Annotated in this window: 13 protein-coding genes and 1 pseudogene; 7 read left to right on the top strand and 7 right to left on the bottom strand. The window is 63.5% G+C overall.

The window, feature by feature from the left end:
• Nucleotides 1–230 precede the first annotated feature (230 nt).
• The 4 genes and pseudogenes from EUU22_RS12405 to EUU22_RS12390 all read left to right on the top strand — a co-directional run bounded on the left by EUU22_RS12405 (nt 231) and on the right by EUU22_RS12390 (nt 2,997).
• Nucleotides 231–1,358, top strand: a complete 1,128-nt coding sequence (locus EUU22_RS12405) for a M24 family metallopeptidase (RefSeq protein WP_165351159.1) — start codon at nt 231–233, stop codon at nt 1,356–1,358.
• Between the two features lie 40 nt (nt 1,359–1,398).
• Nucleotides 1,399–1,698 (top strand): annotated as a pseudogene (locus EUU22_RS26280) (extensin family protein); the annotation flags it as partial.
• Between the two features lie 211 nt (nt 1,699–1,909).
• Nucleotides 1,910–2,548 carry a TetR/AcrR family transcriptional regulator gene (locus tag EUU22_RS12395; RefSeq protein WP_129332293.1) on the top strand — a complete coding sequence of 213 codons (639 nt, stop codon included), beginning with the start codon at nt 1,910–1,912 and terminating at the stop codon, nt 2,546–2,548.
• On the top strand, nt 2,545–2,997 hold the full coding sequence (locus EUU22_RS12390; protein ID WP_129332292.1) for a cupin domain-containing protein: 453 nt from the start codon (nt 2,545–2,547) through the stop codon (nt 2,995–2,997). Before EUU22_RS12395 ends, EUU22_RS12390 begins: the two co-directional genes overlap by 4 nt.
• 125 nt (nt 2,998–3,122) lie before the next feature.
• Here EUU22_RS12390 and EUU22_RS12385 read toward each other — a convergent pair whose 3' ends face one another.
• A complete protein-coding gene (locus EUU22_RS12385) occupies nt 3,123–4,802 on the bottom strand; it encodes a formate--tetrahydrofolate ligase (RefSeq protein WP_129332291.1) in 1,680 nt (559 codons plus the stop codon).
• A 199-nt stretch (nt 4,803–5,001) separates the two neighbouring features.
• A complete protein-coding gene (gene putA / locus EUU22_RS12380) occupies nt 5,002–8,121 on the bottom strand; it encodes a bifunctional proline dehydrogenase/L-glutamate gamma-semialdehyde dehydrogenase PutA (RefSeq protein WP_245485015.1) in 3,120 nt (1,039 codons plus the stop codon).
• A gap of 110 nt (nt 8,122–8,231) precedes the next feature.
• On the opposite strand from putA, the gene EUU22_RS12375 reads away from it, so the two are divergent.
• Together EUU22_RS12375 and EUU22_RS12370 are read left to right on the top strand one after the other, a co-directional pair.
• A complete protein-coding gene (locus EUU22_RS12375; protein WP_129332290.1) occupies nt 8,232–8,693 on the top strand; it encodes an Lrp/AsnC ligand binding domain-containing protein in 462 nt (153 codons plus the stop codon).
• A gap of 163 nt (nt 8,694–8,856) precedes the next feature.
• Nucleotides 8,857–9,573, top strand: coding sequence for a helix-turn-helix transcriptional regulator (locus EUU22_RS12370; RefSeq protein WP_129332289.1), 717 nt, complete (start codon nt 8,857–8,859; stop codon nt 9,571–9,573).
• A gap of 57 nt (nt 9,574–9,630) precedes the next feature.
• Here the strand turns inward: EUU22_RS12370 and EUU22_RS12365 are convergent, their stop codons facing one another.
• The 5 genes from EUU22_RS12365 to EUU22_RS12345 form a co-directional block, all read right to left on the bottom strand.
• Nucleotides 9,631–10,740: a DUF2333 family protein gene (locus EUU22_RS12365; protein WP_129332288.1), complete on the bottom strand. Its 1,110-nt coding sequence runs from the start codon at nt 10,738–10,740 to the stop codon at nt 9,631–9,633.
• Between the two features lie 217 nt (nt 10,741–10,957).
• Nucleotides 10,958–11,869, bottom strand: coding sequence for a prohibitin family protein (locus EUU22_RS12360; protein WP_129332287.1), 912 nt, complete (start codon nt 11,867–11,869; stop codon nt 10,958–10,960).
• Between the two features lie 88 nt (nt 11,870–11,957).
• A complete protein-coding gene (locus EUU22_RS12355; RefSeq protein WP_129332286.1) occupies nt 11,958–12,815 on the bottom strand; it encodes a hypothetical protein in 858 nt (285 codons plus the stop codon).
• A 186-nt stretch (nt 12,816–13,001) separates the two neighbouring features.
• On the bottom strand, nt 13,002–13,385 hold the full coding sequence (locus EUU22_RS12350; RefSeq protein WP_129332285.1) for a c-type cytochrome: 384 nt from the start codon (nt 13,383–13,385) through the stop codon (nt 13,002–13,004).
• A 129-nt stretch (nt 13,386–13,514) separates the two neighbouring features.
• A complete protein-coding gene (locus EUU22_RS12345; protein WP_129332284.1) occupies nt 13,515–14,096 on the bottom strand; it encodes a thymidine kinase in 582 nt (193 codons plus the stop codon).
• 233 nt (nt 14,097–14,329) lie between these two features.
• Here EUU22_RS12345 and EUU22_RS12340 point away from each other — a divergent pair, with 233 nt between their 5' ends.
• Complete coding sequence (locus EUU22_RS12340) at nt 14,330–15,286, top strand: choline ABC transporter substrate-binding protein (RefSeq protein WP_129332283.1); 957 nt, start codon at nt 14,330–14,332, stop codon at nt 15,284–15,286.
• Nucleotides 15,287–15,314: the final 28 nt, after the last annotated feature.

The raw sequence follows: 15,314 nt of genomic DNA, 5'->3' as shown, positions 1-15,314 counted from the left end.
ATAGATGACCGACTTGGGCTCGGAAGGTCACGGCCCGCAATTGGAACGAAAGTACCAACCATCGCAAGCCTTTGCTGGGGCCGCGTCGGACGTTCATTGTCCGGCGGATCATCCTCACACCGTATGCCAGCTTGTAGAGAGAAGCCCGCATTGTATAGCAATAGATGATAATAGTTTGAATGCTGCGTCGGCTCGAAAGAGGAGCGAGACGAAGTTGGAGAAGATTGTCCATGAGCCTACCCACCTCGCTCTATCCCGAGAGAAATATTGTGGACCTCGCGGCATTGGCAAGACTGCAAGACGCAGGGTGCCGGGAGCGTCGCACGCGCCTTTCCAATTGGCTTGTTGAGGTTGGCCTGGATGGGGCCCTGATCACGCGACCTCAGCACCTGACATACTTTTTTGGATTGCGAGGATGGAGAAGCTCGCCAGCCTCGGGGTTCGTCGGCCGTGACGGCTTCGGTTTGATCTCGGTCGGCAATTCAATGGGATCTGACGTCTACGCCGATGAAACAGTCCGGTTCGACGATTCGATGTTCGCGACCACTTTCGAAGACCGCGAGCGAGCGGGACTTGCGGCGTTGGATATCCGCCTGGCTAAAACGAAGGCGCTTGGCGCGGATTGCACCGATATCGCAGGACAGACCATCACACCGATATCCGGGCATATCTCGTCGATGCGCCGACGCAAGTACCCGGATGAAGTCGCGCTAATCTCCGCGGCCATTGCCGCCAATGAAGCTGGGTACCGCGCGATTGCGCCGCATATCGCCCCCGGACTTCTGGAAACCGAAGTGTTTGCCCTATTTCAGGGAGCTGCAATTGTGGCTGCGGGACAGACGATGGGGGAGCTAGGCAACGATTTTCGCGGGGGACAGCCAGGCGGCCGGCCTCGCCCCGTGCCTCTGGTGGAGGGCGATCTTCTGCCGGTGGATGCCGGAGCGGTTGTCGCAAACTATTTCTCCGATATGTGCCGGACTTTCGCTGTATCGGGGACACGAGCGCCAGTGCAGGAGGAAGCCTTCGGCCGCGTTGTTCATGCACTGTCAATAGCCGAAGACATGATCCGGCCGGGCGTTCGATGCGGGACAGTTTTCCAGGAGGTTGCATCCCTCCTGAATAGCCACCGCGATGATTGGCGCTTTGACCATCACTTGGGCCATGGGCTTGGCTTGGATCCGGTCGAGCGCCCGTTCATAAATTCGGGTTCGAACGACATCTTTGAAGAGGGCTGTACGTTCACTCTCGAACCCGGCTTGTACGGTGACAATCTCCGGGGTGGAATACGTCTCGAGCAGAATTACGTCATAGAAAATGGCGCTCTTCGCCGGCTATCCAACTTACCTCTGGACATCTGAAAATGTCGCGGCCCCGAACGCTCGCTCTGGGGAGGGACCGCCGCTCATCCTGATACTGGATGAGCCGATCTCTGCGCTCGACGTATCGATCCAACAGGAAATCCTGAACCTGCCGATGCACCTGCGCGACCACGAGGGTCTGGCCTACATCCTCGTCGGCAACGATCTTGCCGTCATCTCTCATCTCTGTGATCGCGCCGCCGCCCTCCAGCGGCCGCTGAACGCCGCCGCCTGCCTATACTTCACCACCATCCTCTCGCCGGGCAGCGACGACGCCCACCGCGACCACATGCATCTCGACGTGATGAAGCGAACGGGCGGCTATCGGTATTGCCGGTGAAGGCGGGAGAGATGGGGGTGGGGGCGCGGGAACGGACATAGGGTCAACCATGATGAACTTCCGACCGGGGGCCGGAAGACGACGCTCGGCGCAACGCGCGATTGCCCGATCATGCCTTCAGCAAATAAATTGACGTCACTTGCAGTGTCATCAATTGACAAGCCTTACATTTGATGACACATGATGTGACATCAAATTCGGAGGACCTGCAATGTCCGGCGCCACACGATCCTACAACAGTCCGTTGCGCGAAGAAAAAGCGCGCCAGACGCGCGAGACGATTCTTGCCGCGCTCTACACACTGATGAGCGAGACCAACGCACCCGACGAGATCGGTATAGAGGCAATCGCGCAGAAGGCCGGCGTCGAGAGGCGTACAATCTTCCGCCACTTCGCCACCAAGGAGGAACTGATTTGCGCGTTCTGGCCGTGGCTCAATGCCAAGATCGGCGCTTCCCCGGCTCCGCACAGCGTGCGTGACGTGGTCGACGGTCCGCGCGAGGCCTTTCCGCGCTTTGATGCACATGAGGCGGCGATGCGTGCCGAGCTCCATTCCCGCACCGGGCGCGAGATGCGCTTGGATACCGTCACTGGACGGCGCGCGCTGTTCGCCGGTGCGCTGGAGCCTGTCCTCTGTCAACTTTCGCCAGCCAAAGCCCGCAAGGTCGAGGCGCTGGCGCACCTGCTCTTCTCGGCTCCCGCTTGGGAGGTCTTGAAGGACTACGGCGGTCTTACCGGCGCCCAGGCCGGCGAGGCCGCATCCTGGGCGCTCGAGTTGATCCTGTCCGCGGTCGACCCGGGCCATGCAGAGGCGGACGTCCCATCGCAAACAACGGAGAAAAAACCATGAATCTCGACGTCATCGCCGCGAATGGAGGCGAAACCCTGTGGGTTGTCGCCGACCGCATCCGCTTCCTCGGCGGCCTGCCCGGATCAAACCTCGAACTGCTCGACATCGAAGTGCCGGCAGGCTCCGGCACACCACCTCATACGCATGCCTCGTCCGAAATGTTCTACATCCTCGAGGGCGAGCTCACCGTACACAACTTCAGTGCTGATGGGGCGCCGCAGGTGGTGTTGGCAGGTCCCCGCACGGCGGTGCGCATTCCGCCAATGGCGCCGCACAACTATTCCAATGATAGTGGCAAGCCAGTGCGCATGCTGGTGCTGATCGAAAAGTCGATGATCGCCTTCTTCCGCGACATCGGCACTGTCGAGCCGCAGGCCGAACCTGACTTTGCGGGAATCGGTGCCGCCATGCAGCGCCACGGCATTGAGCCGATCACCATGGCCGCGTGAGACGGCTTGCGCGAAACAATGAGCCGGTCGCGGACATGGTTGGTGTCGTGACCGGCTGACAACAGAACCGCGGTTGCCGCCAGTTCAAGTGCGCAGCGTCCTGCCCACAACACGCCGTCGCCCCCTCAGAACAACCCCTCGATATAGCCCTGCTCATTGAGGAATATCCGCTCGGCGGCGGGGGATTGCGGCAGACCGGGCATGGTCATGATCTCGCCGGTGATCGCCACGACGAAGCCGGCGCCGGCGGAAAGCCGCACCTCCCGCACGTTGACGACATGCCCCTCCGGTGCGCCGCGAAGGCCAGGATCGGTGGAGAAGGAATACTGGGTCTTGGCGATGCAGACCGGCAGCCCGCCATAGCCCTGCTCCTCCCAGAGCCGCAATTGCTCGCGCACCTGCTTGTCGGCCGTCACCTCGCCGGCGCGGTAGATGTCGCGGGCAATGCGCTCGATCTTCTCGAAGAGCGGCAGCTTGTCGGGATAGAGCGGCGAGAAATGCGCGGTGCCGGCGTCCGCCAGGTCGGCGACCCGCGTGGCGAGCTCGGTGATGCCGGCCGAGCCCTCCGCCCAGTGCCGGCAGAGGATCGCCTCGGCGCCCTGGCGGGCGGCGCAGCGCTTCACCGCCTCGATCTCGGCCTCGGTATCCGAGCCGAAATGGTTGATTGCGACGACGACCGGTACGCCGAACTTGCGGACGTTCTCGATATGGCGGGCGAGGTTTTCCGCGCCTGCGACGACGGCTGCAACATTCTCCTGCCCGAGCTCGTCCTTCTTTACCCCGCCGTTCATCTTGAGCGCCCGGACGGTCGCGACGATCACCGCCGCCGCCGGCTGCAGGCCGGCCTTGCGGCACTTGATGTCGAAGAATTTCTCCGCCCCGAGGTCGGCGCCGAAGCCCGCTTCGGTCACCACGTAGTCGGCGAGCTTCAGCGCCGTGCGGGTGGCGACCACCGAATTGCAGCCGTGGGCGATGTTGGCGAAGGGCCCGCCGTGGACGAAGGCCGGATTGTTTTCGAGCGTCTGCACGAGGTTCGGCTGCATGGCGTCTTTGAGGAGCACCGCCATCGCGCCGTCGGCCCTGATGTCGCGGGCGCGCACCGGGCTCTTGTCGCGGCGATAGCCGATGATGATCTCGCCGAGACGCAGTTCGAGGTCGGCAAGATCCTCGGCAAGGCAAAGGATCGCCATCACTTCGGAGGCGACGGTGATGTCGAAGCCGGTTTCGCGCGGATAGCCGTTCGCCACACCGCCGAGCGAGCAGACGACCTCGCGCAAGGCCCGGTCGTTCATGTCCATGACGCGGCGCCAGGTCACGCGGCGGCTGTCGATCGCCTGTTCGTTGCCCCAGTAGATGTGGTTGTCGATGAGGGCGGAAAGCAGGTTGTGCGCCGAGGTGATCGCATGGAAATCGCCGGTGAAATGGAGGTTCATGTCCTCCATCGGGATGATCTGCGCATAGCCGCCGCCGGCCGCCCCGCCCTTCACCCCGAAGCAGGGCCCGAGCGAGGCTTCGCGGATGCAGACGATCGCGTTCCGGCCGATGCGGTTCAGGCCGTCGACGAGGCCGACCGTCGTCGTGGTCTTGCCCTCGCCCGCCGGCGTCGGGTTGATCGCGGTGACGAGGATGAGCTTGCCGTCCGGCCGGGAGGAAAGCGACCTGATGAAATCGGCCGAAACCTTCGCCTTGTCGTGGCCATAGGGAACCAGCTTTTCCGGCGGAATTCCGAGTCTCGCCCCGACCTCGATGATCGGCTTCTTCGTCGCCGCTCGCGCGATCTCGATGTCGGATTTCATGCCGGTCATGCACACGCCTCCCCTTCGTCTCACGTCCTGAAACCGGGCAAGGCGCTCACCGCCTGCGCGAAAACGGCGTGATATACCTGATCCTTAACCGGCGGACCGCGGGCCAGCAAGCGTTTGGCCCCGACAATTTCGGGACCAAATGGCGCAGGCCCGGGTATCGGAGAGAGGTCGCCCGGGAACCGGGCGACCTGGTTCGTCCTCAGCCTTCGCCGATGGCGATCAGGCTCGCATTGCCGCCAGCGGCGGCCGTGTTGACCGAGACCACCTGCTCCTGCGCAAAACGCATCAGGTAGGCCGGTCCGCCCGCCTTGAAGCCGGTGCCGGAAAGGCCCGAACCGCCGAAGGGCTGGGTGCCGACGACCGCGCCGATCATGTTGCGGTTGACGTAGACATTGCCGGCGTCGAGCGCTTCGGCGACAGTACGCACCGTCGCCTCGATGCGGCTGTGGACGCCGAGCGTCAGCCCGTAACCGGTCGCGGCAATCGCCTCGACAACCTTCGGCAGGTCCTTCGCCTTCCAGCGCACGACGTGCAGGACGGGACCGAAGACTTCCTTGGTCAGCGCCTCCGGCCGGTCGAGCTCGATGATGTGCGGGGCGACGAAGACACCGGTATTCGGAACCGTCCCGGCATAACGGACCTTCTGCGACTTGCGCATGTCCTCGACATGGCCGGTCAGCATTGCCTGCTGCTTCTCGTCGATCACCGGTCCGACGTCGGTGGTGACGCGTGCCGGATCGCCGAGGTTCAGCTCACGCGCCGCCCCTTCGATCATCTCCAGCATGCCGTCGGCGATGTCTTCCTGCAGGTAGAGGATCCTGAGCGCCGAGCAGCGCTGGCCGGCCGAGCGGAAGGCCGACATCACGACGTCGTCGGCGACCTGCTCGCCGAGCGCGGTCGCGTCGACGATCATCGCATTGATGCCGCCGGTTTCGGCAATCAGCGGCACGATCGGGCCGTTCTTGGCGGCAAGCGAGCGGTTGATCGCCTGGGCGGTCGCGGTGGAGCCGGTGAAGGCGAGCCCGCCGAGCTTCGGATGGGCGGCGATCGCCGCACCGACCTCACCCGCGCCCGGCAGCAGGCAGAGCACGTCTGCCGGAACGCCGGCCCTGTGGAAGAGCCGGACCGCCTCGTAGGCGACGAGCGGCGTCTGCGGCGCGGGCTTGGCGAGCACCGCGTTGCCGGCGACGAGGGCGGCCGAGACCTGGCCGAGGAAGATCGCCAGCGGGAAGTTCCACGGCGAAATGCAGGCGAAGACGCCGCGGCCGCGCCAGAGCAGGCGGTTGTCCTCACCGGTCGGGCCGGGCATCGCTTCCGGCTCGGCGAAGAGCCGCCGTGCCTCGGCGGCGTAGTAGCGGCAGAAATCGATCGCCTCGCGCACCTCGGCAATGCCGTCGTCGAGCGTCTTGCCGGCTTCCGCGGAGAGCAGCGCGACGAAGCGGATGCGATCGGCTTCGAGAAGGTCCGCCATCCGTTCGAGGCAGGCGGCTCGCGTCTCGACCGGCTCACGCGACCACGCGACGAAGCCCTTGCGGGCCGCGACGAAGGCCTTGTCGACATCGGCGGCGGTCGCGTTCACCACCGTCCCGATGCGGCGCGACCGGTCTGCAGGAGAAAGGACGGGCTGCGCTTCGCCTGCAGGTGCGACGCCCGATACGAGCGGCACGGCGGCGATGCCGAAACTCGCCGCGGAAAGGTCTTTCACCAGTTGCGCGAGGCTTTCGCGATGGCCGAACTCGAAGCCGGCGCTGTTCTTGCGGGCGCCGTAGATCTGCAGCGGCCGCGGGATCTGGCCGTGGCGGACGCTGCGGCCCTGATCGAGGCCGAGCCGCTCGACCGGCCGCTCCAGCAGCTTGGCGACCGGCACGTTCTTGTCGCCGGCAACCGCGACGAAGGAGGAATTGGCACCGTTTTCGAGCAGGCGACGGACGAGGTAGGCGAGCAGGTCGCGGTAGCCGCCGACCGGTGCGTAGATGCGGCAGGCGACGCGATCCTCGCCGGAGAGGAGGCTGTTGTAGAGCGCCTCGCCCATGCCGTGGAGGCGCTGGAACTCGAAGCCGGAACGGTCGGCGCCCGCAAGCTCGAGGATGGTCGACACGGTGAGCGCGTTGTGGGTCGCGAACTGTGGGAAGATGCGGGCCCGCTTCGACAGAAGCTGGCTCGCGCAGGCGAGATAGGCGAGGTCCGTCGCCGGCTTGCGCGTCCAGACCGGATAGTCGTCGAGCCCCCGCTCCTGCGCACGCTTGACCTCGGTATCCCAGTAGGCGCCCTTGACGAGGCGAACCATCATCCGCCGGCCATGGGCCGTGCAGAGATCGTCGATGTAGTCGATCACCTGCGGCGCGCGCTTCTGATAGGCCTGGATCGCCAGACCGAAGCCGTCCCAGCCGGCAAGCGAGGGATCGGCGAAGACGGCGGCGATCACATCGAGCGAAAGCTCCAGCCGGTCGGCCTCTTCCGCGTCGACGGTAAAGTTGAGCTCGTGGGCCTTGGCCATCTGCGCAAGCTTCAGGAGATCGGGCACCAGCTCGCGCATGACGCGTTCGCGGTGGGTCGCGAGATAGCGCGGATGCAGCGCCGAGAGCTTGACCGAGATGCCCATGCGGTCGGGCAGCCGCTTGCCCTTGCCGTTCTTCGCCATGAAGGCGCCGATCGCCTCGATCGCGTCGGCATAGGACTGGAAATAACGCTTGGCGTCGGCCGAGGTCCGCGCGCCTTCGCCCAGCATGTCGAAGGAATGGCGATAGCCCTTCTCCTCGCTCTTGGCGGCGCGCGACAGCGCATCCTTCATCGTCTCGCCGAGCACGAAGTGATGACCGAGGAACCGCATCGCCTGCTTGGTGGCGCTGCGCACCGTCGGAAGTCCGAGCCGCTTGACGAGGCCGCGCACGACGCCTTCTGGCGTCTCGCCGGGACGGATGACGCGGGCGGACAGGCCGAGCGCCCAGGCCGAAGCCGAGACGAACCAGCTGTCGCCGTGGGCCTCGTGTTCGCTCCAGCCGCCTTCCTTCAACTTGTCCTCGATCAGCCGGTCCTGGGTCAGCGCGTCGGGCACGCGCAGCAGCGCTTCGGCGAGCACCATCAGCGCCAGCCCCTCGCGGGTGGAAAGGCCGTATTCGCGCAGGAAATCCTCCACCCCGCCGATCGAGCCGGAATTGTCACGGATCGCCTCGATAAAGCGCGTCGCGCGGCGGTCTATCGCCGTATTCTGGGCAGGCGTGAAGGAAAGTTCCGAGGCGAGTTGCCCGAGAAGGGCATCGTCGTCGCCGGCAAAGGGGGCGCTGAAGGGCGGAACTGCGGGCATGTCTGCGTTGATCATTGTCACCTCCGTGTTATCGGCAACATATCGACAACATACTAGCGATACTCGCCGTATTTTGATATATAGTCAGTGAAATTATCCACGAATGTCGATATCCGTAGGAAAAAATGAAAGAGCTGGACCGCCTCGACCGCAAGATCCTCCGCGCCCTTCAGCAGGAAGGCCGGCTCACCAATATCGAACTGGCCGAACGCGTAAATCTGTCGCCCACCGCCACGGCCGAGCGGGTCAAGCGGCTGACCCGCGACGGCTTCATCACCGGCTACATGGCGGTCCTGTCTCCACAGAAACTCGGCCGCAGCCTGCTGGTGTTCATCGAAGTCAAGCTCGACCGTACCACACCGGACGTCTTCGACGCTTTCGCGGCGGCGGTGAAGCGCAGCGATGACGTCATCGAGTGCCACATGGTCGCCGGCGGCTTCGATTATCTCGTCAAGGCACGCGTCGCCGGCATGGAGGCCTACCGGCAGTTTCTCTCCGAAGTGATTCTGCCACTTCCGGGCGTGCGCGAGACGCATACCTATGCAGTAATGGAGGAAGTGAAAGCCGGCTCGCTCCTTCCCGTCTGAAACATAGAAAAGATAACATATTGGAATTTAAGGATAAATTGAAGCACCCTAAAATTGCTCTTATCACCGGTTAACGACACCGCTAAAAAAAGCTGACTTTTCAATCGTTCTGCTATATTCGTTAAAGTTAACATTACAACAGGTCTAATTCGAACCCCGTCAGATGATAGCCGCCCAACGACAGTCGCTTCTCAGCAGCGAAATTTCGAGCATAGAAACACGTTCCGGCTTCATGGAATGCATGATGAGGGTCGCAGAGCGTTTCGGGCTGCAGCATGTCTCCGTGCTCACCACCCCGTCCCCGGACGACGAGTTCCTGGCCCCGCATTTCCTCGAGACCACACTTCCTGCACAATACATCCGAGAATTCGACAGCAACCGCCTGCTGCGCTACTGCCCGGTCCTGCCGCAACTCAGCCGGTCGGTCATGCCGCAATGCTGGACGGTCGATGACGACGGCGCCTGCGACTTCGACTTTCCGCCGGTCATGTTCGATCTCCTACGGAAATACGGCCTGAAGATGGGCCTCGTCTTTCCGCTGACCTCGGTCGATTCCAGCCGCTACTACTTCCGCTATGACGGCAGCCGTCCGCGACTGACGCAGGCGGAAATCAACGAATTGAGCATGATCACGCTGCAGGCCTTCGACATGTTCGACCGCATTCGCCGTGCCGAGAAGGCCTGCGCCAATCTTCTCTCGGCGCGCGAACTCGAAGTGCTTCGATGGACCGCACAGGGCAAGACATCGGTGGAGATCGGGCAAATCCTGTCCCTCTCCGACCACACGGTCAACGCCTACATGATGAACGCGATCAAGAAGCTCGACTGCGTCAACCGCACGCAGCTCGTCGCCAAGGCGATCCGCCTAAAGCTGATCTGACGCCCCTTGTATCGCGTCTCCCGGCGAGGCCTGTCCCGCCGGGTCCCGACGCCTGCCTCAGCGGTCGAGCACCGAACGCAGTTCCACCATGTTCGAGCGGACGCGAAGCAGGTAGAAGCCCATGGTGGCGAGATGCGTCGGCATGATCCAGCCGTCCTCGCTTCCGTTCGAGATGATCGCCGGCTGAATCTTCAGCGCCGCCTGCAGCTGCTTTTCCATCTCCGACCATATGGCCGTCAGGTTGCGCTCCCGGATCACGTCGACGAAGTCGGCACGCGCCGCCCGCAGCATGGCATATTGGCCGTAAAGCTGACCGTATGCGAACCAGAAACGGTCGTCCGCGCGCGTATCGAACCAGCCGGCGTTGAACTCCTCGGAGCGGCGACGCAGGATGTCGGAGGTGCTGCCGAGATCGCTCGCCATGCGGTCGAGGAGCTGGACGAGATTGTCGGCGCGCGGGTCGAAGACGGCCTTGCAGGAGGCGAGATCCGCATTGAACTTCGCCCAGTTGCGGATCGCCGCGCGATAGAAGCTCGGAGTCGGCGTCTTGAAGCCGAACGGACTGGTTCCGAAGTACCAGGTTCCCTCGTCGAACTGGATGTTGCCGCGGGCTTCCTGCAGATCGTTGTTGATGCTGGAGGTGCCTCGCACGCGCCCGAGATTGTCGACGAGTTCAATGGCCATGCGGCGGGCGACCTGGTTCACGCCGCGCTGGAAGGACGCCTTGTTGTCGAAGAAGGGCGTGTGGTCCCAGTCGACGCCGAAAAGGCCGAGCTTGTAGAACAGCGTCGAGGATATCCAGGTGTTCTTGTTGACGTTGGTATCGGTGAGGTCGGAGACGACGCTGACGATCGCGGAGCCTTCGCAGGTGCCGGGCTTTTCCGCGATCGGCTGACCGGCGGGAACCGCACGCTCCTCGAACTTGTAGGCCTGAACGAATTCCGGATCGAAGTTGTACCAGACCTGGGTGCGCCAGAAGAACTGGGCATAGAAGGCGACGACGATGGCCAGGAACAGGAGAATGGGGCCGCGGATCAGCCAGGTGCGGCGCGAATACCAGCCATGGACCGCGAGGAACGGCCAGAGCAGCGCTGCGACCACCAGCCCCACGCCCCGTCCGACAGCGCTGAACACACGGTGGAAGAACGCGATGATCGGATCAAGCATGGTCGTCTCCTTGTGCCGTCGCAGACTTGGCGAACACTTTCTCTCGTCAAGCAGATATGTCGCCGCGGGGCGGGATGCAACAGCCTGGCTAAGCACCCGCCGATCGCCTTTGACAGCATCATAGAAGCAGCTTCCGCCGAGACCAAGCGCGACACAGCGTCCCCCGCAAGCTCGGGTGACGCCAGTCGGCAGAGGACGCGGTACGGAGAAACCGCCCCTACTTGGTCCCGATGAAGGGAACGGCTGAGCCCGGAATCATAGTCGCCGGCAACTGGCCGTTCCAACGCTCCGCAGCGATGAGGTCGATCAGCGCCGGGTTGTCGCGCAGCGCCGCCCCCTTCGCCCGGATGGCGTCGGCTTCCGCCTCGCCGGCAAGCCGCGTCGCCGCCGCCTGTGCCTCGGCCTGCGCGCGAACGGCCTGCGCCTGGGCGTTGGCCTGGGTCACGGTGATCTCCGCCTGCACCTTTTCCCGCTCGGCATTCTGCCGGAGCTTCTGCACCTCTACCTCGGCCAGCATGCGGTTCTCGATCGATTGTTCGTAGGCGTCCGAGAAGTCGATGTTCTCGATCTGCACACTGTCGATGAGGACCGGTCCCTTCACCGCATCGCGGATCGCGTTTTCCGTCTCGGAATTGAGCCGCATGCGCTCCTGGATGGCGGTCACCGCGTTGAACTTGCCGAAGACGTTCTTCGCCTGTTCGAAGACGCGCCGGTCGATCAGGCGCTGCACCACGCCGTCCTCGCTGCCGTATTCGGCATAGATGCGCTCGACCTCGTTCGCCGGAAGCCGGTAGTTGACGGAAAGCTTCATCGTCGCGGCCTGCTGGTCGCGAGAATAGGTCTCGACCTGCTCGTAGATCTGCGCACGGCTCTGGACGCTGATCTTCACGATCCGGTCGAGGAACGGGATCTTGAAGCCGAGCCCCGGTTCGGCCGTGCCGACCACCGCACCCGTCCGCAGGATCACACCCCGTTCGCCCTCGTCGACCGTGTAGAACGACTTGCTCGCCGCAACGGCGACCAGAGCCGCAACGGCGAGGTAGAGCAGAATCTTCGCCCGGCGGCTTCCGCCGACCGACGATCCGTCACCATCTCCTGCGAGCGCGCGTCCCAATACAAGCTTCGCCATTTGTCCCCCTGAACTCATCCTTTGCGATGTCGTCCGACAGCGCCGACACACCGCAGCCGCGCACGACGCGGCCGCCCCTCTCGAACTCTTAACCGGACGCGCCGTGCTTTTCCAGAACCCCGCCGAAACGGCGGGCGAAGGCATCGTCGGAGCGGGCCTTGCCACGCAGGATGTCGCGAGCCTCTCCGCCTGCACCGGCGGCGTGAACGTCACCTCCGACCTCCGGCCCGACACCCGCGAGGCCCCAGCCTTCCACCGCCCGGCAGAGAAGGAGGCGCTGCCTTCCATCGACCGCCAGCTTGGCGAGCAGCGTCTGCAGGGAGGCAAGCCTGTCGTTCAGCGCCTCGACCAGCGTCCGGAACATCGACGTGGAACGCTCCAGCAGTGCCTCTTCGGCAAAGAGCCCGGCGTCTCCGGCCTGCGCCGCCTGAAGGTCGAGCAGACGAGCCGTTCCCTTCCGGCGTTCGATCAGACGGACGAGGTCCGCCTCCGCCTTCTGCTGCTCGTCGCGCGCAATCGCGCGCTCGCCCTCGAGCAGGTGAAGAATTGCGCCGGACTTCGAAAGCAGGTCCCCGAGGCTTGCGGAAAACGAATGCTCCTCCATGCGCACATGCCGCATTCTTCGGGCCTTTCGCACCGAGAAGAACGAGACAAAGTGCTCGAAACGCGTGAACCGCTTCATGCCGTCGAAGGCGACGGCAGTGTCCCCGGTCGCTTCATCGAGGAGAAGGACGAGGTCGGCGGCCGTGGCCAGGATCGGCTCCTGATGCCGGACGACCTCGGCTACGCGGCTGTTTTCGATGTCGAGCTCGGCTTCATCGATTGCCGTTTCGGCCGATGCGATTCTCCCGAGCAGATCGATCGCGTGCGCCGTCTCACGCCGCAGGTCCTCGAAGGCAGCGCGGACCCTCTCGACCTTGGCGTCGAAAAGCTGAAGCCTCGCCATCGCCCTTGCCTCCTGTCGTCTGCCGACCGATCAACGGTTAGCACGGAGGACGGCCGAAGATCAGCAGAAATCTCCGACCCGACCCGTTCCGCGTGCCCGACCTCCTGCCCGGCACCGGGCCGCACGCAAAGAAAAACCCCGTCACCGGCGGGTGACGAGGCTTCGCTCCAATACCGTAGGCGCGGTTTACTTCGCCGCGGCCGGGTCCTTCAGGTAAGCGATGACATTCTCGATGTCGTCTTCCTTCTTGAGACCCGCGAAGGTCATCGTCGTGCCCTTCACGAGTTCGCGCGGCTTGGGAAGGTAGGACTTCAGAAGGTCCTCGGTCCAGGTCTTGCCGTCAGCTCCGAATTCGGTCATGGCCTTGGAATACTTGAACCCCTGGACGGTGGCGACCGGACGGCCAACCACGCCCTGAAGCGTCGGACCGACCTTGTTCTTGCCGTCGACCGTGTGGCAGGCAGCGCATTGCTTGAACACCTTGGCGCCCGCAACCGGGTCGCCGTCGGCAGCGGCGAAACCTGCAGGCAGGACCAGCGCAGCGGCCAGGACAAGACAGTTGATTTTCATAGAATACCTCTCTCCACGTCGTTGATGCCCCTGGGTAACCAGTGACGACGGGAAGATAGACGATTTTAAGGCCTTTGCCACTGGACGGGTTGCCGCGGCGGCGGGCAAGCCTCCGAGATCCTCGAAAATTCAGCTGCAGTTGAACTTCTCATCCCAGTGCCGGCGGCAATAGGAGACATATTTCTCGTTGCCGCCGACGTCGATCTGCGCCCCCTCCCGGATGAGGTTTCCGGCGCCATCGTAGCGGGCGACCATCGTCGCCTTGCGACCGCAATGGCAGATCGTGCGGATTTCCCTCAGTTCGTCGGCAAGCGCAAGCAGCGCCATGGAGCCAGGGAAAAGCCGCCCCTGAAAGTCGGTCCTCAGACCATAGGCCATGACCGGAATGGACATCCGGTCGGCGACCCGTGCAAGCTGCCAGACATGTGCTTCGGTGAGAAACTGCGCCTCGTCCACGAAGACGCAGGCGAGTGCCCCCTCGCCGGCAAGCTCCTCGATAGCGCGGTAGAGATCGGTTCGCGCGTCGAAGGTCAGCGCATCCGTCGAAAGCCCGATGCGGGAAGCGACCTTGCCCGCACCGCCGCGGTCGTCGAAGGCTGCGGTGAAGATCACCGTGCGCATGCCTCGCTCCTGGTAATTGTAGGAGGCCTGGAGGAGCATCGTGGACTTGCCCGCGTTCATCGATGCGTAGTTGAAATAGAGCTTTGCCATGCTTGCGTCTCCGATCACCGCCGCTTTCGGGAAAAGCTCGCCCGAATGGAAGCCCGCAGAGGGGAGAATCACAGCTTTTTCGGCAGGCGGCGCCCGGCGCGCTTTCCGGGCGAATAAATTTTGGAACGTCGCAAAGGGGGTGGGGAAGGCGGCGCAAACACGCAGGTGCGCTTGCTTTTGTGCTGTATAGATTGTTGACTTGGGAACATTAAAAACAAAAGGGAGTACCACCAATGCAAAAGACCAAACTGCGCCGTCTCTCGATGGCCACGGCTGCCGCCGTGTTTGTGCTCGGAACCGCCTCGGCCTTCGCCGCCGAGCCGGAGAGCTGTTCCACGGTTCGCTTCTCCGACGTCGGCTGGACGGACATCACCTCGACGACCGCCACGGCATCGGTCATCCTGAAGTCGCTCGGCTACGACACCTCGGTGACCGTGCTCTCGCTTCCGGTCACCTACACTTCGATGAAGAACAAGGACATCGACGTGTTCCTCGGCAACTGGATGCCGAGCCAGAGCAACGACATCAAGCCCTACATCGACGACAAGTCCGTCGAATCCTTCGGCCCGAACCTGGAAGGCGCGAAGTACACGCTCGCCACCAACGCCAAGGGCGCCGAGCTCGGCATCAAGGACTTCGCCGACATCGCCAAGCACAAGGATGAACTCGACGGCAAGATCTACGGCATCGAGCCCGGCAATGACGGCAACCGTCTCGTTCTCGAGATGATCGAGAAGAACGACTTCGGTCTCGAAGGCTTCGAAGTGGTCGAGTCTTCCGAACAGGGCATGCTGGCCCAGGTCGCCCGCGCCGAACAGGAAGGCGCACCGGTCGTCTTCCTCGGCTGGGCTCCGCACCCGATGAACTCCAACTTCAAGCTGACCTACCTGACGGGCGGCGACGCGACGTTCGGTCCGAACTTCGGCGGCGCCTCGGTCTACACCAACGTTCGCGCCGGCTATCTCGACGAGTGCCCGAACGTCGGCAAGTTCCTGAAGAACCTCGTCTTCTCGCTCGACATGGAAAACGTCGTGATGGGCAAGATCCTCAATGACGGCAAGGATCCGGAAGCCGCCGCGACCGAATGGCTGAAGGAAAACGGTTCGGCGGTCGAACCCTGGCTCGCCGGCGTCACCACCAAGGACGGCGGCGACGCTCTTGCAGCGGCGAAGTCGGCGATCGGTTTCTGATCGGTTCGTTGAAACAAGCGCGCGGGAA

It is taken from the genome of Ciceribacter ferrooxidans (assembly GCF_004137355.1).
Classification (GTDB): Bacteria; Pseudomonadota; Alphaproteobacteria; order Rhizobiales; family Rhizobiaceae; genus Allorhizobium; species Allorhizobium ferrooxidans.
This window is presented reverse-complemented; position numbering and strand designations above follow the sequence as displayed.

Excerpts from the sequence above, each read along its gene's own strand:
- EUU22_RS12405 (WP_165351159.1), top strand. The coding sequence starts at position 231 with ATGAGCCTACCCACCTCGCTCTATCCCGAGAGAAATATTGTGGACCTC.
- EUU22_RS12395 (WP_129332293.1), top strand. The coding sequence starts at position 1,910 with ATGTCCGGCGCCACACGATCCTACAACAGTCCGTTGCGCGAAGAAAAA.
- EUU22_RS12390 (WP_129332292.1), top strand. The coding sequence starts at position 2,545 with ATGAATCTCGACGTCATCGCCGCGAATGGAGGCGAAACCCTGTGGGTT.
- EUU22_RS12385 (WP_129332291.1), bottom strand. The coding sequence starts at position 4,802 with ATGACCGGCATGAAATCCGACATCGAGATCGCGCGAGCGGCGACGAAG.
- putA (WP_245485015.1), bottom strand. The coding sequence starts at position 8,121 with ATGATCAACGCAGACATGCCCGCAGTTCCGCCCTTCAGCGCCCCCTTT.
- EUU22_RS12375 (WP_129332290.1), top strand. The coding sequence starts at position 8,232 with ATGAAAGAGCTGGACCGCCTCGACCGCAAGATCCTCCGCGCCCTTCAG.
- EUU22_RS12370 (WP_129332289.1), top strand. The coding sequence starts at position 8,857 with ATGATAGCCGCCCAACGACAGTCGCTTCTCAGCAGCGAAATTTCGAGC.
- EUU22_RS12365 (WP_129332288.1), bottom strand. The coding sequence starts at position 10,740 with ATGCTTGATCCGATCATCGCGTTCTTCCACCGTGTGTTCAGCGCTGTC.
- EUU22_RS12360 (WP_129332287.1), bottom strand. The coding sequence starts at position 11,869 with ATGGCGAAGCTTGTATTGGGACGCGCGCTCGCAGGAGATGGTGACGGA.
- EUU22_RS12355 (WP_129332286.1), bottom strand. The coding sequence starts at position 12,815 with ATGGCGAGGCTTCAGCTTTTCGACGCCAAGGTCGAGAGGGTCCGCGCT.
- EUU22_RS12350 (WP_129332285.1), bottom strand. The coding sequence starts at position 13,385 with ATGAAAATCAACTGTCTTGTCCTGGCCGCTGCGCTGGTCCTGCCTGCA.
- EUU22_RS12345 (WP_129332284.1), bottom strand. The coding sequence starts at position 14,096 with ATGGCAAAGCTCTATTTCAACTACGCATCGATGAACGCGGGCAAGTCC.
- EUU22_RS12340 (WP_129332283.1), top strand. The coding sequence starts at position 14,330 with ATGCAAAAGACCAAACTGCGCCGTCTCTCGATGGCCACGGCTGCCGCC.